Source organism: Salegentibacter sp. UBA1130 (assembly GCF_002311535.1).
Classification (GTDB): Bacteria; Bacteroidota; Bacteroidia; order Flavobacteriales; family Flavobacteriaceae; genus Salegentibacter; species Salegentibacter agarivorans.
This window is the reverse complement of sequence record NZ_DCAP01000004.1, coordinates 1-20,391: the sequence shown is the minus strand read 5'-3', so window position 1 is coordinate 20,391 and position 20,391 is coordinate 1. Positions and strand designations below refer to the sequence as shown.

Below are 20,391 nucleotides of genomic sequence, written 5' to 3'. Positions count from 1 at the left end.
TATTTTATGAAAGTCTTAAAAATTACACCGGTTCTTTTACTGCTAACTATCCTGGTAACTTCCTGTAGTAGCGTAAGAGTTGCTTCAGATTATGACAGGGAAGTAAACTTTAACCAATATGAAAGTTACGCTTTTTTTAAACCTGGAATAGATAAAGCTGAAATATCAGATCTAGATAAAAAACGAATCCTTAGAGCCATAGAAGCTGAAATGCAACGTAAAGGTTTTACAAAATCTGAGGATCCAGATCTTTTAGTAAGCATTTTTACGAAAACCAATGAAAATATTAATATCTACCAGAACAATATGATGGGCTGGGGATATGGCTGGGGATGGCATCCCTGGTATTGGGGCTCAGGTTTTAATACCGTAAACCGCACTAGCGAAGGCACTCTTTATATAGATCTAATTGATGCTGAAGGAAAAGAACTGGTTTGGCAGGGAATGGGAACTGCCGCTTTAGCCAGTGATGTGAATAAAAAACAAAAAAGGATAAACGAAATTGTTTCTGAAATACTTGAAAAGTATCCTCCAGAAATAAAGAATTAACCCCACAAATTTTTCAACAAAAATGCTCCTCTTGTAGGAGCATTTTTATTTTTACACGGCTTTAGTTATCATTTTATGAATTTCAGGTTAATTTCTTATCTTTATATTGAATTTTAGTTAATCACACTTATGCTCGATAAAGTTGAATCTAATGCGATTTTAGACCGCTTGCCGGCCCATCTTCAGCAATATATAAAACCACAGAATTACGATGATTACACCCCGGTAAACCACGCGGTTTGGCGTTATGTAATGCGTAAAAATGTAGATTACTTAAGCAAAGTTGCGCACGAATCTTATCTTGATGGTTTAAAGCAAACCGGCATTTCTATAGATCATATTCCCAATATGTATGGGATGAACCGAATTTTAAAAGAAATTGGCTGGGCTGCTGTAGCGGTAGACGGCTTTATTCCGCCGGCTGCTTTTATGGAATTCCAGGCTTTTAACGTTTTGGTAATTGCGAGCGATATTCGTCAGCTCGAGCATATAGAATATACTCCTGCTCCAGATATTATTCACGAAGGTGCCGGCCACGCCCCTATTATCGCTAACCCAGAATACGCAGAATATCTTAGACGCTTTGGCGAAATTGGCTGTAAAGCGATTTCCAGCGCTAAAGATTATGAAATGTATGAAGCCATAAGGCATCTTTCTATTATTAAGGAAGCTGAAGATACACCTAAACAAGAAATTGAAGAAGCTGAAAAGAAAGTAGATTACCTGCAAAATAATATGGGGAAACCCAGCGAGATGGCGCAGATAAGAAACCTGCACTGGTGGACCGTTGAATACGGGTTGATTGGAACGCTTGAAGATCCTAAAATTTATGGCGCCGGTTTACTCTCTTCTATTGGAGAAAGCGCCTGGTGTATGACAGATAAAGTGAAGAAGATTCCATATTCTATTGAAGCTTGCAAACAGGAATTTGATATTACCAAACCTCAGCCTCAGCTTTATGTAACGCCAGATTTTGCTCATTTAAGCTCAGTTTTAGAGGAATCTGCTAATAAAATGGCTTTAAGAAAAGGCGGTCTTGAAGGAATTCAAAAATTGATAGATTCTAAAAATCTTGGAACTATAGAATTAAGTACCGGTTTACAGATCTCAGGAGATTTTTCAAAAGTTATTGAACACGATGGCAAACCAATTTATATTCAAACTTCAGGGAAAACTGCCCTTTCCCATCGAGAAAAGGAACTGGTAGGTCACGGTGTAAAAAATCACCCTGACGGATTTGGTTCGCCAATTGGCTCTTTAAAAGGAATCAATTTAGCGATTGAAGATATGAGCCCGCGTGATCTTAGGGCTTATGATATTTATGAAGGTGAAAAGATTGAATTTGAATTTGAAGGTGGGATAAAAGTAAAAGGTGAGATCATTACCGGCACCAGGAATCTCCAGGGGAAAATAATCATTATTAGCCTAAAAGATTGCACTGTGACTTATGGCGAAGAAATTTTATTTAAACCGGAATGGGGCAAATATGATATGGCGATTGGGAAAGAAGTTATTTCAGCCTTTGCCGGCCCCGCCGACAATCTTTCTTTTGATCTAATTACCCACAAAACCTCAACTACTACAATAAAAAGCAAAAGTACACCAGAACGCGAAGAACTTAATTCACTTTATGCTTCTGTTAGAAATATAAGAGAAGGAAAAGATGCGAAATTTTCATTAGACGCTGCTTTAGAACTTGTAAAAAAACATCACCCAAAAGACTGGTTGCTTTCCGTAGAAATATATGAGCTAGCAGTAGGGAAAGATGAAAAACTCGCTAAAGAAGCTCTAAATAATTTAGAGGATGTAAAATCTCTAAGACCGGATATTTCACATTTAATTGATGGCGGAATAAGCCTTATAAACAGCCAATTGGTAAGTTAATATAACATTCAAGTTTTAAATTCCGAAAAAGCAGACTAGAGTTTTATTTTTTCGAATTCTTCGGAATCATTGAAATTCTGGTCGTTGTATTGCAGCGTCCAACCCATAGAGTTAGTTAAAATATAGATCTTTTGCAATTCGCTAATTAGCCTGTTTTCAGCATTAGATTTAAGCGAAGAAGCTTCTACCTTTTCTCTAATAGATTTTTCAATTCGGCCCTTAATTTTATTGTGATCTTCCGCATCAAACTGGTTTAAATAATCCTGGGTAACATCGTAATATTTTATCTCGGGATTTATTGTAATTTCTTCTTTAGGAATAGAAGTGATGCGTACAATTTTATTTTCTTCATCAATTTCGGTTTCTAATTTACTTAGATCGTAAGCCACCGTTGCCGTAGCATTTACAATGATAAGCGCTTTCTTTCTTGCCGAAAAAATATCGAGATAAAACTTCTTTGAGTTTTTATAAGAATAAACTTGTGAAAAAGTACCTTCGGTTACCACCAATTTTCCCACATTTTTAATTTGCTGCTGAAGTAAGGCTGTACTTTCTTCTAATTGATCTTTTTCAATATTTCTGTTTTCACAATAGCGAATACCAAAAACCACAAGCAAGACCAAAATGGCACCTATAAGGAAATTTCTCATTTATCAATTTTTTCTAAAGGTACAAAGAATGTGAATTTTGGAGTTTTTGAAGAAAACATTACTTTTTTAAAACACTTATGGACGGCCCCACCCGTCCATAAGTTTTTAACTTTCTAAAATCTACCCCAACAAATTTTAGAAAACGAATTAAGATACAGTCATAAAAAACGACTTCTCAGCCATTCGTTATCAATAACTTATATCTAAAATTCTAAGATAAAAATACAAAAAAAATTAATATATAAACAATTCCGAAATTAATTTAATGTTTTTTTGACGATAACTTAATTTAGAACTGAAGATGCGGATAACGCTTTTGGAGTGTTGAAACTTTAGAATTCAAATTTTTTAGAAATTTACGATGCGCTTCAGAATTGAGATTAAATGGACGGTGTGCTAATCCTTTTTGAATATTTTCCACCTCATTTAAAATCGAAAGAGAGTCTTCTGAAAACCAGGTTTCCGTAAATCTTTTCCAAATATAGTATATGGCTGTTTGAGAAGGGTGTAACATATCTTCAGTATAAAACCGATAGTCCCGAAGTTCATCCATCATCAATTCATAAGATGGAAAATAATGGGTTTTCTTGCTTTCTTCGCAAACCTTATGAACAGCGGTAATTAAATGCGCTTTGCTACGCTGATTTTCAACAAATCCGTCCTTAATATGCCGAACTGGAGAAACGGTGAAAATCACTTCAGCATCAGGGTTTATTTGGTGTGCGTCTTCCAGAATCTCATTTAAAGCTCGCTCAATTTCTTCTATAGATTGTATTTCTTTCCTAAAAGATTTCTGCGGAACTTTATGACAGTTGGCAACGCTCTGTTCACTTTCTAAATGAAAATAGCTCCAGCTAGTACCCAAAGTGATTACCAAATGTGAGCTTTGCTGAAGAAACTCATGAGCGTTTTTTAATGCGGAATTCAGGTTATTTAGTAAAACCTCAGGATCAGGATTACTTAAAGAAGAATGCGCATCAAAACAATGCCAGCGCTCCTGGTGCTGAAAAATATCCTTCTCAGTATAAAACGCGGCTTCGTTAAGTTTTCGAAAAAACTTTGCAATAGCCAAAGGATGAAAAAGAATTCCGAAGGGATTCTGTAAATTTTGCAGCTTATAGAAATCCAGTTTTTTACTGATATTCTCTACAAAACAGGAACCAATAAGAAAGATTTTAGATTTATAATCTATCTTAGGCTCAGCCTTTTTTATAGGTATTTTGGTCCTGAATTCCATAGCATTATATAGAAGCTGTCTGAAAAGGTTTTAAAAACGTCATCTTGAATTTATTTCAAAGCCTGTCCCGATTTTTTATCGGGGATCTAACGTAATGGTAATCAAAAAACATGTTAGAAGCTTAAACAAGTTCAGCTTGACGAAAATAGACTTTTCAGACAGCGTCATGCTTTATTTTAAATAAGCCTGTGCTTCTTGCAGAGCCTCGTTTATTCCTTCCGGTTTTTTACCGCCGGCAGTTGCAAAAAACGGCTGGCCACCACCACCGCCCTGGATATATTTGCCCAGGTCTTTTACAATTTTTCCTGCATGCAGGTCTTTTTCTTTTGCCAGGTCTTTAGAAATATAGCAACTTAAAAGTGCCTTTCCATTTTGCTCGGTTCCGAATAATAAAAACAAGTTTTCGAATTCATCCCCAAGTTGGAAAGCAAGATCTTTTATGCCGCTGGCATCAAGATCTACTTTCTTAGCAAGGAAATTCACCCCGTTTATTTCAGAAATTTCAGACTTTAATTCACTTTTTAGGTTTTTGGCTTTATCCTTTAGTAAGGCTTCTACCTGCTTTTTCAATGCTGCATTTTCGTCCTGCAAAGTATTTACCGCTTTTACCGGGTCTTTGGCGTTTTTCAATTCGGCTTTTATTTGCTCTAGAACCTCATCCTGGGTGGCAAAATAATCTTTTACAGCTTCCCCGGTAATTGCTTCAATCCTTCTAATTCCGGAAGCAACAGCTCCTTCTGAAGTGATTTTAAAATGCCATATTTCTGAAGTATTTTTTACATGAATTCCACCACAAAGTTCCATAGATTCTCCAAAACGAATGGCACGAACAGCATCCCCGTATTTTTCACCAAACAGCGCCAAAGCGCCCTGGTTAACGGCCTCCTTAAACGAAATACTTCGCTGCTCTTCTAAAGGTAATTGCTCGTTGATTCGCTGATTTACCAGTTTTTCAACCTGCTCTAATTCCTCTTTATTTACTTTGCTGAAGTGAGAAAAATCGAAGCGCAGATAATCTCCTTTAACCAGAGAACCTTTTTGTTCTACGTGAGTTCCCAAAACTTCCCGAAGCGCCTGGTGCAATAAGTGCGTGGCCGTATGATTAGCCGCGGTAGCCGCACGGTTTTTTGAATTTACAACCGCCCTAAATTTATCTTTTGGATTCTTAGGAAGCGATTTAGCAAAATGAACAATTAAGTTGTTTTCTTTTTTAGTATCGGTAATCTCTATTTTGTTGTTTTCGCTATCTACAAGAAAACCTTTATCTCCAACCTGTCCGCCACCTTCAGGGTAAAACGGAGTTTGCGAAAGCACAATTTGATAAAAAGCACCTTTTTTGCTTTCCACTTTTCGGTATCGTGCAATTTGGGTTTCAGCCTCTAAATGATCGTAACCTACGAAGGCTTCAGCATTTACCGAATTTATTTCTTCCCAGTCTCCCGCTGTAACCTGGGTTGCCGCACGGGACCTGTCTTTTTGCTCCTTAAGCTGAACTTCAAATTCCTTTTGATCAAGATCGAATCCGCGTTCACGTAAAATTAGTGCTGTTAAATCTATAGGGAAACCAAAAGTATCGTAAAGCTCAAATGCTTTCTTCCCCGAAACCGTTTTTCCTTTGGTTTCTGAAATTATATTTTCCAGCAAAATCAAGCCCTGGTCCAATGTTCTTAAAAAAGATTGTTCTTCTTCCTTAATCACATTTTCGCATAAAGTTTTTTGAGATTTAAGCTCAGGAAATGCTTCGCCCATTTGCTTACTTAACACCTCAACAAGCTTATAAATAAAAGGTTCTTTGGTATCTAAAAATGTAAATCCATAACGAATGGCACGTCTTAAAATTCTTCTAATCACATAACCGGCACCGGTGTTTGATGGCAATTGCCCATCGGCTATAGAAAAAGTTACCGCTCTCACGTGATCTGCAATTACCCGAATCGCGATATCGGTTTTTTCAGATTTTCCGTACTGAGAATTCGTGATTTTTTCCAGTTCAGCAATTAGCGGCGTAAAAACATCGGTATCGTAATTAGATTGTGTTCCCTGTAAAACCATACAAAGACGTTCAAAACCCATCCCGGTGTCTATATGTTTTGCCGGTAATTCTACTAAAGAACCATCAGCTTTACGGTTATATTGCATAAAAACCAGGTTCCAGATCTCTACCACTTGTGGGTGATCTGCATTTACCAGTTCTTTTCCGGGTTTCTTAGCTTTTTCAGCTTCAGATCGAATATCAATATGAATTTCAGAACAAGGTCCGCAAGGTCCCTGGTCTCCCATTTCCCAGAAATTGTCTTTTTTATCGCCGTAAACAATGCGATCTTCAGGAACAATCTTTTTCCAAAGTTCCAGGGCTTCGGTATCCAATCCTAATTTATCTTCTTCGCTTCCTTCAAAAACAGAAACATAAAGATTTTCAGGAGCAATTTTAAAAACTTCGGTAAGCAATTCCCAGGCCCAGTTTATGGCTTCCTCTTTAAAATAATCACCAAAACTCCAGTTCCCTAACATCTCGAACATCGTGTGATGGTAAGTATCCATTCCCACTTCTTCCAAATCGTTATGTTTTCCGCTTACGCGAAGGCATTTTTGGCTATCGGTAATTCGGGAACTGGAAGGCTCGCTATTTCCTAAAAAATACTCCTTAAACTGAACCATCCCGGCGTTGGTAAACATTAAAGTGGGATCGTCTTTTAGCACCATAGGCGCTGAGGGAACGATTTTATGAGATTTGGATTTAAAAAATTCTAAAAATTGGCTTCTTATTTCCTGAGATTTCATCTAGCTGCTCTAATCTAAAATTATTAATTTGTGTTGGTGCTGAAACAATTTCCTATATTTGTTCGTTTACCAGACTAAACTTAGCACGGTAATTGCTAATTATTGTTGGCAAAAATAGCATAAATTTGACTCATGTCGAAGGTTAAATATTATTACGATAGCGACACGCAATCCTATAGAAAAATAGAGCGCCGAAAGGGCCGCCGCATAGGGATTGTGCTGCTTAGTATCCTGGGATCTTTCCTCTCTGGTTTTTTATTACTGGTCATTTATTTAAATATTCCTCAGATTGTAACTCCAAAAGAAAAGGCCTTAAAACGCGAACTTCAAAACATGGAATTACAATATGGATTACTGAATAAAAAAATGAACCAGGTCCAGAATGTTCTGGCAAATATTGAAGATCGGGACAATAATATTTACCGGGTTTATTTTGAAGCAAACCCAATTCCTGAAGAGCAAAGAAGAGCAGGTTTTGGCGGAATTAACCGCTACAAAGACCTTGAAGGTTTTGATAATTCTAAATTGATTATTGAAACCAGCAAGCGAATGGATATTCTCACCAAACAGTTGGTGGTACAATCTAAATCCTTAGATGAAATTGCAGAATTGGCAAAGGAAAAAGAGAGTCTTTTAGCTTCGGTTCCTGCTATACAACCGGTAAAAAATGAAGATTTAAGCAGAATTGCTTCTGGTTACGGATGGAGAACCGACCCATTTACTAAAGTGAGAAAATTTCACCACGGGATGGATTTTAGCGCGCCTCGAGGAACGCCGGTTTACGCCACAGGAGATGGCAGGGTGGAAAGAGCAGATAATCGCGCTACCGGTTATGGAAATCATATAAGAGTAGATCACGGCTATGGCTACACCAGCCTTTACGCCCACTTATATAAATATAATGTACGGGTTGGCCAGCGGGTTCAACGTGGGGATATTATTGGTTACGTGGGCAGCACGGGCAGATCCCAGGGACCTCATTTACATTATGAGATATTTAAAGATGATAACCGAATTAACCCGATTAATTTTTACTATGGAAACCTTTCGCCAGAAGAATTTGATAAGGTTCTGGAAAAAGCACAACAAGAAAACCAATCCCTGGATTAATGCATCTTAATTTACCCGATAAAAGATATTACGGCATTGGCGAAGTTGCAGAAGCCTTTAAGGTAAACACTTCTCTAATTAGGTTTTGGGAGAAAGAATTTGATGTAATTCAGCCTAAAAAAAATGCCAAGGGAAATCGCAAATTCACACCCGAGGATATTAAGAATTTAGAGCTTATTTATCACCTGGTAAAAGAACGCGGATTCACCCTGGAAGGTGCCAAAACACATTTAAAAGAAGAAAAACACAAAACCCTTAGCAACTTCGAAATTATTCGTAAGTTGGAAGGAGTAAAAGCAAAACTAATCAATCTTAAAAATCAGTTGTAGAATGAAAAAATGGTTAATCCCTGTAATAGTAATCGTAGTTCTTGGTATTATCGTTTACAGCCTCACCGCAGGAGTAAATAACACCGCAGTAGAATATGAAGAAAATGTATCTAAGAATTGGGCCGATGTTGAAAATGCCTATCAGCGAAGAAGTGATCTTATCCCGAATTTAGTTAGCACAGTAGAAGGTTCAGCCGATTTTGAACGAGGAACTTTAACCGATGTTATTGAGGCGCGAGCAAAAGCTACTTCGGTAAATGTTGATGCGGGAAATTTAGATCCGCAGCAAATTCAGCAATTCCAGCAAGCTCAGGGCGGATTATCTAATGCTTTATCCAGGCTTTTGGTCTCGGTTGAAAGATACCCCGATATAAAATCGAATCAGAATTTTCTTCAATTACAGTCGCAATTAGAAGGAACTGAGAACCGAATTAGCGTTGCGAGAAATCGCTACAATGAAGCGGTAAGACAATACAACACTTATATTAGAAAATTCCCGAATAATATTTTTGCCGGAATGTTCGGTTTTGAAAGAAAACCAGCTTTTGAAGCAGAAGAAGGTGCAGAAAATGCTCCAGATGTTGAATTTGATTTTTAAGCGAAATGGGTAAAGTAGAGGATTTTTTAAGTAAAAAAGACGAAGAGGAAATCATTAAAGCCATTAGAACGGCAGAGAGCCATACATCTGGCGAAGTAAGGGTTCACCTGGAAAAAACCACTGGCGAGATGGATATTTTTGATCGCGCTATGGAGGTTTTTCATATGCTGAAAATGGATAATACCAAACACGATAATGGCGTGCTGATATATGTTGCCGTAGAAGATCATAACTTTGTGATCTACGGCGATAAAGGAATTAACGATGTTGTTCCAGACGATTTTTGGGAAAGTACCAAAGATGCCATTGTAGAAAAATTTAAAAAAGGAGAATTTAAGCAAGGCCTGGTAGACGGAATTTTAACCGCAGGCCAGCAGCTTAAAAAACACTTCCCGTATAGCGACGAGACCCGGGACGAACTCTCCAATGAAATTTCAAAAGGATAAATGCCACAATTCACTAAAAGATTCCAACTAATATTTTTGTTTTTCCTCGTTTTCTCGGGGTTTATATATGCGCAGCGCGATGTTCCTCCAAAACCAGCTGAAGAAACGAGCGTATATGACGAGGCTGATATTTTATCTTCTTCGGAAGAAAGTCAGCTTGAGCAGAAATTGGTTAACTATGCAGATACCACTTCTACCCAAATTGTAATCGCAACTATCAGTTCTTTTCAAGGCGAAAACCAAAGTGATTATGCTACGAAATGGGCCCAGGAATGGGGAATTGGCCAAAGTGCAGAAGATAATGGCTTGTTAGTTATTGTAGCTGAAGAAGATAAAAAGATTTGGATTACCACAGGTTATGGACTTGAAGAATACATGACCGATGCTAAAACCTGGCAAATAATTCAGCAGGTAATTCTTCCCGAATTTAGAAACGGAAGTTATTACAATGGTCTTGATGCGGGTACTACCGCAATTTTCCAGGTCTTAGACGGTACTTTTGAAGGCACACCTCAAAGACGTGGTCAATCTGAAGGAATCCCCGTACAGCTTCTTGTAATGGGAATTATCTTACTTGTAATTATTGTTTCCCTGGCCAACAAAAACAAAGGCGGAAGAAATGGCGGAAGAAGAAGTGCCGGTGGCACCTTCCTGGATGCTATAATCCTCAGTTCATTGGGTCGCGGTACATTCGGCGGCGGCAGTTCTGGAGGTGGATTTGGCGGCGGAGGCGGCTTTGGTGGTGGCTTCGGCGGCGGAGGATTTGGCGGCGGCGGTGCCGGTGGAAGCTGGTAGGTTTAGTACATAGTTTTTCAGTAGGCAGTAAACGGTTTTCACTTTTCGGTTACCAGTTTAAATGATTTTTTAATCTAATCGAGCTCATTTTAGAATTTCATAGAGCTCCTCCCCTTATTTTCAAGAGGAGCCCGCCTGAATCACAAAATCGGGGAGGGTAGTCGTAGGCTGGAGGGGTTATTTTCTCGAAAATCAACTGGAAATTTCATATTGGATGTGGAACCACCTCTTTCTTTAGCGCTGCTAAATTCCACCTCTTTAAAAGTTACCATTTTGCATACTTTTTTTGTAAGAGTATTCTTGCCCTCATTTCGAGAATTATGACATTATACCCGTTATCCTGACAATAATTGCTCCATTGTTATATCAGGCTATCACTTATCAATAAAGAATAATTTAAGACATCCTCATTCTTAAAATCTCTACCAACTTCCTCCCGCTCCATGAAGGTCTACCGTTGCTGAACACCAACAAATGAACATAGCACTATAACAATCTACTTCAGAGGTAGTGGCGTACCCGCCTACTTTTTTTATTTGCTCTGTTACACCTGCTCTCGCAGTACTACATCTCGAACTAACAGAATTAAAAGTACCATCTGCGGATTGTTTTTCTAAGGAATTTGAGGGTTTACTAATTACTACCCGTTCATTTCTCAAATTGCTGTTCTTTATAATTTCAATTATATCTACAAAAGTATATTCGCTTTTATCAATATCCACCAAAGAATTATTCACAAAAAAGCTAAGACTTAATTGCTCCCCTTTCTTAAAAATTTTAACCGACCTTTTCAGACCAGATAATTCATTAATTTCAAAAGATTTTTCTTTCTTCAGAATTTGAAATTTAACATTCTCAGTATTCCATGGATTATTAAAATATTTCACTTCTGCTGTAATACCATCTTGTCCTTTGGAAATAAAGATTTCAGAAACAACCATGTTATCAGACGATTCTACAAAAGTTAATTTATTGGACTTTTCTGAATGTAAATTTTCATCTATTTCTTCTTTCCCACAGCTGGTTACTAAAATAGTGAAAAATAACGTAATAAGGAGTTTTAATTTTAACATATTTATTGGTTTTATTTTCCTAAAATATAAATTTATTTAACAGTAATAAAAATTATTTATGTTAAACCGAATGTCAATAATACAATTTAGAAATTCATACAAGCTCCTCCCCTTGAAAAAAGGGGAGGAGCTTGTATGACAAAAGTCGGGCAGGGTGGCCGTAGGCCGGAGGGGTCTTTACTAAGTTCTGGACAACCAACCACCCCTTTCTTACGATAATTGGAATTCATTCACCTGTTTTAGAAGCAGGGAGCAAATTCTATCTTCCTCTCCTGTTATTATTCGGGTCTTTCCCTCCAAACTTGCTTATTTTATAAGTAAAACTCAGCATAAAATATTGTTCTAAAACAAGCTCCTGGGTGTCCTGAATAAAATCGTCTCCGGTAAATCTTCGGGTGGCGATGTTTTGATCCAGCAAGTCGAATACTTTAATTTTTAGCGTTCCATTATCTCCAAAGACTTCATATCCCAAACTGGCATTCCATAGGTAAAATGAATTTTGAAATCCGGGGGAAGCGTTACCAATAGATTGGTATGCAATATCACTTCCAATCACAAATTTTTCTGGCCAGAAAGAGGTTAGCGCCAAAGAGATATTCTGATTCTTATAATTCTCTTCCCTGTTATTAAAACTGTACTGGGCATCTACAAATTCAACGCTATAAAAAGGCTCAATAGTCACCAAATCCCTGAAATTATACTCAACTCCTAAATTGGGAGTCAGGTTTAGGGTTTTAGAGGTAAAACGTTGCTCATTGGTGAAGCCGACATTTCTGTTATAATTTCCATAAACTCCTCCACGAATCTTAATAGAACTTTCTTTCTCCAGTTCAAAGGTTTTATCAATATTTCCACCACCGAAATAGCTGTAAACACCGTCTACGTTGGTATATGTCGTGGTTCTCACCAAATCTTCATCTACCGTACTTCTTGTAACCACCTGGTCATCGGTGAAATTTCCACCAAAATAAGCGTAAAAACCAGATCGGGTTTTAAAATCAAAATTATTAAAGTTGAAGTAAAATCTATGTCTTAAGGCTGGTCTAAGATCGGGGTTACCCGTGGTGATATTCAAAGGATTTATAGTATTGGTAACCGGTTGTAACTGGTTTAATGAAGGTGCATCCCAGGAGTTACTATAATTGAAATAAATAGCTTTTCCCTGCGCCAAATTGTACCGGAAATATGCATTTGCAAAAAGATTTTCATAAGTATTATCTATAGAAGTTTCAGTGAATAGATCTTCATTCTTTAGCCTGATACTTTGGAAACCTCCCGAAACACTTGCTCTTAATTTCTCTCCGTTATACGCAAGACCTAAGCTCGGACGATGCGTAAAAGATTCAGATTTAAAATCGTTGCTTAATTCATTGTCAAGAAGTGTATAATCACCATCATCATTTGCATCATACACCAATCGCTCATTTCGCCCGTCTGCTTTATCGAAATTGTAGCTTACATCCAGCATTAACTCTTCTGTGATAGGAAAACGGCTACTTAGATCAACTCCGTAATTATTGTCTTTATTCTCTTCTGAAATCAACTGGTCCTGAATATCGGTATTGACCAACTCTCCTTCCTGATTGTATATCTCTCTTTCTGAAAAGAAATTGTTATCCTGTGAACGTGTATTATTCTGATTATTAAATCCTAAACTATAATAACCTCCGTTTTTACCAAATTTTCTTGTAAAATTCAATCGGTTCGAGAAATTCACGCTGTGAACTTCAGAATAATTATCGGTTAAAGCAGTATTTATTGGGGTACCATCTTCTGCAACAGATTCTGTGAAAGATTGGTTAGAAGAGCGACCGTTATTGGTGTTTATATTTGGTCTCACTGAAATCCTTGTTAAAGTATCTGGCTGAATCTCGAATCCTAAATTAAATCGGTGATTATTATTCACCCTGTTTCCGCTAGATTCAGAATTATTAAAGAATCTTCTATCTGGCAAAATATTTTCTCTTTGAGTTCGGCTTTCGGTTCTATTATCAGCACGACTATAGAAATAATTAGAAGAAAGTTCGGTTTCCTGTGGCCATTCGTTTACAAAACTAAATCCGGCGTTATCAGATTTTGTAATCCCGTTTGCTGATCCAAAATTACTTCCGTTAATGCTGAAATTTCCACCTCTGCTCCTACTGATGGAATAAGCATTACGGCCCATCGCATCATAAATTTCATCGAATGAGAACCCGGAAGAATTAATGTTGTTGGAACTCGCCAAAAGGCTCACGCGCATATCATTTTTAAAATAATTTCCAATTCCGCTTAATTCATAACGCTCATCGGTTCCGCCGCCTGCAGTAAGCCTGGAGAAAAATCCGCGGTTTTTATCTTCGTCTATGGTAATATTAATGGTTTTGTTTTCGGCATCTCCTTCTTTTCCGGTAAATTCTTCAGATTTAGTTTTGCTATCTACCACCTGAAGTTTATTTATCAATTCCTTAGGCAGGTTTTTGGTAGCGATCTTTGGGTCGTCTCCAAAAAATTCTTTTCCGTTCACTTTAATTTGCGAAACCGGGGTTCCGTTTACGGTAATACTACCATCTGTAGCCACTTCTACCCCGGGAAGTTCTTTAAGTAATTCTTCCAGGTTTGCATCTTTACGCGTTTTAAAAGAAGCTGCATTAAATTCCAGGGTATCTTTCTTTATCGTTACCGGCGCGCGAGAAGAAGTAATTGTTATTTCATCTAAAGCATTATCGGCTACCTGCATTTTTATAACATCAAGATTTACCTCGCTATTAATTTGCACCTGCTGAGCATAAGTCTTAAAGCCGGCATAGGAAATAAGTAAATTTAATTCCTTAATTTCTGAACTTCCAGAAAGTTGAAATTCTCCTGTATTGTCTGAAATTGTATAGGTAACCAAACTACTATCTGCCGGTTTCTCCAGGTAAACCGTTGCCGATTCCAGGGGTGCTCCCTGCGAATCGGTTATTTTACCATTTATTTCAAAATTTTGGGCTGTTAGATTTCCTGCCAAAAACAGAAAGGCAAGGGAAAGAAGAATTCTCATGGAGGGTTTAGGTGTTAAAATTTGAAAAAAATCAAGACAAAGTTATGCCTCACTAACTATATTGGTAGTTAGACTCTCAATTTGTTACAAAGTTTAACAGCTAATTTTATTTTTTTCTGAAATACACTGAAATAGGTACTCCCGTAAGATCAAATTCCTTTCTTAACTTGTTCTCTATAAAACGTTTATAAGGATCTCTAACATACTGCGGAAGATTACAAAAAAAAGCAAACTGCGGCTGTGGGGTAGGCAATTGGGTACAGAATTTTATCTTTACATACTTCCCTTTATAAGCCGGCGGAGGATTTTGCTCAATTATAGGAAGCATTATATCGTTAAGCTCGCGGGTTTTAATTTTCTTACTACGATTCTCAAAAACCTTTACCGCCGTTTCTATAGCTTTAAAGATTCTTTGTTTGGTAAGCACCGACATAAAGACGATAGGCACATCGGTAAAAGGTTCTATTTCACGCCTAATCATGGCCTCAAACTCTTTCATGGTATTGGTTTCCTTATCTTCAACCAAATCCCATTTATTTACAAGAATTACAATTCCTTTTCGGTTTCTTTGTGCCAGCCAAAATATATTTTGAACCTGCCCGTCAAATCCGCGGGTAGCATCTAAGATTACCAAACATACATCGCAATTTTCTATAGCTCGAACTGAACGCATTACCGAGTAAAATTCAAGGTCTTCTTTAACCTTAGACTTTCTTCTAATCCCGGCAGTGTCTACAATGTTAAATTCAAACCCGAACCTATTATACTTAGTATCCATAGCATCGCGGGTTGTCCCTGCAATATCGGTAACTATATAACGTTCTTCGCCAATAAGTGCATTGATAAAAGAAGATTTCCCGGCATTGGGACGTCCCACTACAGCAAATCTTGGTAATTCGGTTTCTTCTTCGGCTTCGGTTTCAGGGAGCGCTTCTACTAAAGCATCAAGTAAATCTCCGGTACCACTACCGTTTGTACTGGCAATAGGAAAATATTCGCCAAGACCTAAAGAATAAAATTCGACAGCATTCTCCAGCCTTTTATTATTATCTACTTTATTAACAGCAAGAAGAACAGGTTTATCTACTTTTCTAAGCAATTGCGCAACATCCTCGTCCATAGGGGTTACGCCACTTTCAACATCTACCATAAAAATTATGGCATCGGCTTCATCTATAGCAAGTTCTACCTGCTTGTCTATTTCGGCTTCAAAAATATCGTCGCTTCCCACAACATATCCACCGGTATCTATAAGAGAAAAATTACGACCATTCCAATCAGATTTTCCATAATGACGATCGCGGGTTACCCCACTAACCGAATCTACAATCGCCTCACGACGTTGAATTAATCGGTTGAAAAAAGTAGATTTTCCAACATTAGGTCTTCCTACAATGGCTACAATATTGCCCATAATATTTATTCTTTATTGCCTCAAAGAGGTTTGTTTTCTGAATTTATTCAGAAAATGCAATTGTTTGCAAAATTAGTGTAAAAATTCGGGTTTACCCGAAACTTAGAAAACGGAAGTTTTCTGTAAAAAATTGAAGTATTTAAATTGAAAATTTTAGATAAAAACTTTTAGAAAATTAATTCAGAAAAATTATTCATTATACCCAAAACGCTTTAACTGGCGTTGATCGCTTCTCCAGTTTTTGTTCACTTTTACGTAAAGTTCAAGATGAACCTGTTTCCCAAAGAATTTCTCAAGATCTTTTCGGGCTTCTACCCCAACCCTTTTTAAAGCGGCACCTTTATGACCTATAATAATTCCTTTTTGAGTTTCGCGCTCTACCATAATCACGCTACGCATTCTAATGATTTTCTCTTCTTCAAAAAATTCCTGCGTATCAATTTCTACCGCATAAGGAATTTCCTTTTTGTAATGCATTAAAATCTTTTCGCGAATAATTTCATTTACAAAGAAACGTTCGGGCTTATCGGTAAGCGTGTCTTTTGGATAAAACGCCGGAGATTCTGGTAATAACTCAATAATTCGGTTAAATACTTCAGCAACATTAAAACCTTCTAAAGCCGAAACCGGGAAAATTTCAGCATTGGGCACTTTCTCTGTCCACATTTGTACCTGGCTTTCCAATTCTTCCTGGTTAGATTTATCAATTTTATTCAGCAATAAAATAACAGGAATATCGGTTCCTATAATTTTATTAAAAAAGGCTTCATCTTTAAGTTCCTTTTCCCCAATTTCTACCATATATATCAAAACATCGGCATCTTCAAAAGCAGATTTTACAAAACCCATCATAGATTCCTGCAACTCGTAAGCCGGTTTAATAATTCCGGGGGTATCGCTTAACAACACCTGGAAGTCTTCGCCATTTACAATTCCCAGAATACGGTGGCGGGTGGTTTGCGCTTTAGAAGTGATAATAGACAATTTTTCGCCTACAAAAGCATTCATTAAAGTAGATTTCCCCACATTAGGGTTCCCAATAATATTTACAAATCCTGCCTTATGTGCCATTTTGATAATTTTTATGCTGCAAAGGTAAGACGATTCACTTACAGTTATCTGCTTTTGATTTAAATTTATTTCATAAATAGGTTTTCCATTAATTTTCTATTAAAATTTATTAGTAATTTGATAATCAGATAGCTTCATATTATTAATACATTAAAAATTCTTACTAAAGTGGCTACAAACTTGGCTAACAAAAATAATTGGCTAATTTTGCCGGCTCTTATGAAGCAAAGAAGAAATATACAATCGTCTCCACTTACGCCGCCCTAGGCAGTTAAGTCTTCATTTCTATTAAATTCCGAAAATTTATTTTCTGCGGAAGAGAATCCGCTTTCCCTTATTTATTAAAATTATATTCTTATGCAAAAAATCTTCAACCTGTTTGATTTTTCACAAAAAGTAGATTACAAAAACGAAATTTTAGCAGGGCTTACCGTTGCGCTGGCATTAATACCAGAAGCGGTTGCCTTTGCATTAATCGCCGGGCTTTCGCCATTAACCGGTTTATACGCCGCATTTGTTATGGGATTGGTAACAGCTATTTTAGGTGGTCGTCCAGGGATGATCTCTGGCGCTACAGGAGCGGTTGCTGTGGTTATAGTGGGTCTCTCAATTTCTCATGGACCAGAATATATATTTGCTACAGTAGTTTTAGCCGGATTAATACAGGTTTTAGCCGGAGTTCTAAAACTAGGGAAATTAATTAGGCTTGTACCCCACTCTGTAATATTTGGCTTCGTAAACGGTTTGGCGATTATTATTTTCATGTCCCAATTAGACCAATTTAAAGCATTAAACCCTGTTACCGGTGAGTTAGAATGGATGACGGGTCCCCCAATGTATACATTTCTTGCGCTTGTAAGTGTTGCCATTTTAATTATCTGGCTTTTACCAAAACTTACAAAAGTAGTCCCGGCCACTCTAGTTGCAATTTTAGTAGTTTTTGGGATTGTAGCTGCCCTGGGAATAGATACTAAAACTGTGGGTGATATTGCTTCTATTAAAGGTAGTTTTCCTCCTTTCCATATTCCTATGGTACCTTTTAACCTGGATACTTTAATGCTTATTTTTCCATATGCCGCAATTATGGCCGGAGTTGGTTTAATTGAAAGTTTATTAACTCTAAATATTGTAGACGAAATTACGGAAACCCGGGGAAGCGGAAATAAAGAATGTGTGGCACAGGGAACTGCCAACGTACTTTCAGGTTTTTTCTCTGGGATGGGTGGTTGCGCAATGCTTGGTCAAAGTTTAATTAACGTTTCTTCTGGAGCACGTGCCCGATTATCGGGTATTGTTGCTGCTGTTTTTTTATTAATCTTTATTATGTTCGGCTCTTCGGTTATTGAATTACTTCCAATGGCGGCCTTAACCGGGGTTATGATTATGGTTGCAGTGGGAACTTTTGAGTGGGCCAGTTTAAGAACTTTTAGAAGAATGCCTAAATCTGATATTTTGGTAATGGTATTGGTAACCGTAGTAACTGTAATTCTTCACAACCTTGCTTTAGCCGTATTGATAGGAGTTATTATTTCAGCACTTGTTTTTGCCTGGGACAACGCAAAACGTATTAGAGCCAGAAAGCGTATTGATGAAGATGGCATAAAACATTACGAGATTTACGGCCCTCTATTCTTCGGATCTGTGCAGACTTTTAATGATAAATTTGATGTTTTAAACGATCCTGAAGAAGTAATTATAGATTTTTCTGAGAGTCGTGTAGTAGATATGTCGGGGATTGAAGCCTTAAATAAGCTTACCGAGAGGTACCATAAACAAGGCAAAAAACTTCATTTAAGACATTTAAGTCAGGATTGTCGAAGACTGCTTAGTAATGCAGATGCAATTATAGATGTAAACATTTTAGAAGATCCAACCTATAAAGTTGCGGTAGATAAAGCTTAAGTTTCTTAACTTTATACTTCAACTAAAATACACACGATGTCTATAATTGCTGAAGGAGAAAAGAAGTTCGAAGAAATAACTTCTGTGCAGAACAAGGCAATGCGCCTTAATCTAAATGAAAATATCTACGGAACTTTTGCTGAAATTGGTGCCGGGCAGGAAACCGTGCGGCACTTCTTTCGGGCAGGAAATGCTTCCGGAACTGTTGCAAAAACCCTAAGTGCCTATGATAAGGATTTTAGCGATGCGATTTACGGGATTGAAGATGATGGCCGTTATGTGACAGAGGACAGGTTAACGAGTATGATGCGCTACGAAACCGGACTTATTGAAGAGCGTATTTCCCGTCTAAAACATCCTAATAAATTATTTTTTAGCTATGCCAATACCGTAGCAACCATAGACTGGGCAAAAAAATATAAAGGCCATGGTTGGCTGGGAATTAGATTTCAAACAAAACCGGGAGAAGATTATAGCGAAATTGTTCTGCATGTGCAGTTTCACGAAAACAATGCTTCGCACCAGCAAATTAGCCTGGGGATAATGGGCGTAAATCTTATTCACAGTGCCTTTTATCACTACGATAATCCTAAAAAGCTACTCAATCATTTATTTGATCATCTAACCACCGACAAGATTGAAATTGATGCTATTAATTTCACCGGCCCTGTTTTTAAAGACGTAGACAATAGATTAATGAGCCTGGAATTGGTTAAAAAAGGCATTACAGAAGCCATTATGTTCGCTCCCGATGGCAACAATATTTTACCGGCCAGTTTACTTTATAAAAAGAATATTTTAACGCTACGCGGAAGTTTTAGACCGGTTACTAAAGTAAATATGGCGATGTATGAAAAATCGCTAGAACTTTTCCTGAATGAAAGAAAAGTTGATAAGGATAAAACGGTAGTTATTTTTGAAATTACACTTTCTAATTTAAAAGGCGAAGGAGAAATAGACGAGCAGGATTTCCTGGATCGTGCCGATTTACTAGGTTCTTTAGGCCAAACGGTAATGATTTCTAACTTCCAGGAATATTACAAGGTGGTAGAGTATTTTGGCCAACATACAAAAGAAAGAATGGGCCTTACCATGGGTGTAAGTACACTTCAGGACATTTTTGACGAAAGATATTACCGCCATTTAAGCGGTGGAATTCTTGAAGCCTTTGGAAAATTATTCTTCAAAAGCTTAAAGATTTATCTTTATCCGCTTAAAGACCAGGAAACGGACGAGATTATTACCAGTGAAAATCTAAAGGTGCATCCAAGAATGCAGGAACTTTATCAATATTTTAAAGATAATGGCCGGGTTGTAGATATTAAAGATTATGATCCTAAAACCTTAGATATTCACTCCAGGCAGGTACATCAAATGATTAGAGAAGGGAAAACCGAATGGGAAGATATGCTGCCGGAAAGCACTACAAAAATGATTAAAGAAAAAGAACTTTTTAGAGGAAAGTAGAGAAAAAATCACCTCTGCCTTTTTCAGAAGTATTTGTAAAGATAGAGTAGGAAGATAGGGATT

Annotated in this window: 16 protein-coding genes; 9 read left to right on the top strand and 7 right to left on the bottom strand. The window is 37.4% G+C overall.

Translation table 11 applies throughout. From position 1 onward, the window contains the following. Positions 1 to 6 precede the first annotated feature (6 nt). Together B4F31_RS00870 and B4F31_RS00865 are read left to right on the top strand one after the other, a co-directional pair. On the top strand, positions 7 to 549 hold the full coding sequence (locus tag B4F31_RS00870) for a DUF4136 domain-containing protein (RefSeq protein ID WP_075325896.1): 543 nt from the start codon (positions 7 to 9) through the stop codon (positions 547 to 549). Between the two features lie 129 nt (positions 550 to 678). After that, positions 679 to 2,433 carry an aromatic amino acid hydroxylase gene (locus B4F31_RS00865; RefSeq protein ID WP_286760359.1) on the top strand — a complete coding sequence of 585 codons (1,755 nt, stop codon included), beginning with the start codon at positions 679 to 681 and terminating at the stop codon, positions 2,431 to 2,433. Between the two features lie 35 nt (positions 2,434 to 2,468). Here B4F31_RS00865 and B4F31_RS00860 read toward each other — a convergent pair whose 3' ends face one another. From B4F31_RS00860 to alaS, 3 genes are all read right to left on the bottom strand, one after another. Continuing rightward, positions 2,469 to 3,083, bottom strand: coding sequence for a DUF4230 domain-containing protein (locus tag B4F31_RS00860; protein WP_093303931.1), 615 nt, complete (start codon positions 3,081 to 3,083; stop codon positions 2,469 to 2,471). Between the two features lie 289 nt (positions 3,084 to 3,372). Then, positions 3,373 to 4,320, bottom strand: coding sequence for a GSCFA domain-containing protein (locus B4F31_RS00855; protein ID WP_286760358.1), 948 nt, complete (start codon positions 4,318 to 4,320; stop codon positions 3,373 to 3,375). Positions 4,321 to 4,491: 171 nt separating this feature from the next. Further along, a complete protein-coding gene (gene alaS, locus B4F31_RS00850; RefSeq protein WP_286760357.1) occupies positions 4,492 to 7,101 on the bottom strand; it encodes an alanine--tRNA ligase in 2,610 nt (869 codons plus the stop codon). 132 nt (positions 7,102 to 7,233) lie between these two features. On the opposite strand from alaS, the gene B4F31_RS00845 reads away from it, so the two are divergent. From B4F31_RS00845 to B4F31_RS00825, 5 genes are read left to right on the top strand one after another with little or no spacing between them, the layout of a single operon-like run. Further along, positions 7,234 to 8,211 (top strand): M23 family metallopeptidase, encoded by a 978-nt coding sequence (locus B4F31_RS00845; RefSeq protein ID WP_075325891.1) that lies wholly within the window; start codon positions 7,234 to 7,236, stop codon positions 8,209 to 8,211. Next, positions 8,211 to 8,540: a MerR family transcriptional regulator gene (locus B4F31_RS00840; protein WP_057480627.1), complete on the top strand. Its 330-nt coding sequence runs from the start codon at positions 8,211 to 8,213 to the stop codon at positions 8,538 to 8,540. Before B4F31_RS00845 ends, B4F31_RS00840 begins: the two co-directional genes overlap by 1 nt. A 1-nt stretch (position 8,541) precedes the next feature. Continuing rightward, a complete protein-coding gene (locus tag B4F31_RS00835; protein ID WP_075325890.1) occupies positions 8,542 to 9,138 on the top strand; it encodes a LemA family protein in 597 nt (198 codons plus the stop codon). A gap of 5 nt (positions 9,139 to 9,143) precedes the next feature. Further along, positions 9,144 to 9,584, top strand: coding sequence for a TPM domain-containing protein (locus B4F31_RS00830; RefSeq protein WP_093303942.1), 441 nt, complete (start codon positions 9,144 to 9,146; stop codon positions 9,582 to 9,584). Then, on the top strand, positions 9,585 to 10,379 hold the full coding sequence (locus B4F31_RS00825; RefSeq protein WP_286760356.1) for a TPM domain-containing protein: 795 nt from the start codon (positions 9,585 to 9,587) through the stop codon (positions 10,377 to 10,379). 422 nt (positions 10,380 to 10,801) lie between these two features. On the opposite strand, the gene B4F31_RS00820 is transcribed toward B4F31_RS00825, so the two are convergent. From B4F31_RS00820 to era, 4 genes are all read right to left on the bottom strand, one after another. Next, positions 10,802 to 11,452 (bottom strand): hypothetical protein, encoded by a 651-nt coding sequence (locus B4F31_RS00820; protein WP_286760355.1) that lies wholly within the window; start codon positions 11,450 to 11,452, stop codon positions 10,802 to 10,804. A gap of 259 nt (positions 11,453 to 11,711) precedes the next feature. Beyond that, the gene (locus B4F31_RS00815; RefSeq protein ID WP_286760354.1) at positions 11,712 to 14,474 is read right to left on the bottom strand and encodes a TonB-dependent receptor; all 2,763 of its coding nucleotides are present in this window, start codon (positions 14,472 to 14,474) and stop codon (positions 11,712 to 11,714) included. A gap of 106 nt (positions 14,475 to 14,580) precedes the next feature. Next, positions 14,581 to 15,888 (bottom strand): ribosome biogenesis GTPase Der, encoded by a 1,308-nt coding sequence (der, locus tag B4F31_RS00810; RefSeq protein ID WP_286760353.1) that lies wholly within the window; start codon positions 15,886 to 15,888, stop codon positions 14,581 to 14,583. Positions 15,889 to 16,077: 189 nt separating this feature from the next. Continuing rightward, a complete protein-coding gene (era, locus tag B4F31_RS00805) occupies positions 16,078 to 16,959 on the bottom strand; it encodes a GTPase Era (RefSeq protein WP_075325885.1) in 882 nt (293 codons plus the stop codon). A 357-nt stretch (positions 16,960 to 17,316) separates the two neighbouring features. On the opposite strand from era, the gene B4F31_RS00800 reads away from it, so the two are divergent. Both B4F31_RS00800 and B4F31_RS00795 read left to right on the top strand, forming a co-directional pair. Then, entirely contained in the window at positions 17,317 to 18,861 is a 1,545-nt protein-coding gene (locus B4F31_RS00800) for a SulP family inorganic anion transporter (protein WP_286760352.1), read from the top strand. Between the two features lie 36 nt (positions 18,862 to 18,897). Continuing rightward, the gene (locus B4F31_RS00795) at positions 18,898 to 20,328 is read left to right on the top strand and encodes a TonB-dependent receptor (RefSeq protein ID WP_286760351.1); all 1,431 of its coding nucleotides are present in this window, start codon (positions 18,898 to 18,900) and stop codon (positions 20,326 to 20,328) included. Positions 20,329 to 20,391 lie beyond the last annotated feature (63 nt).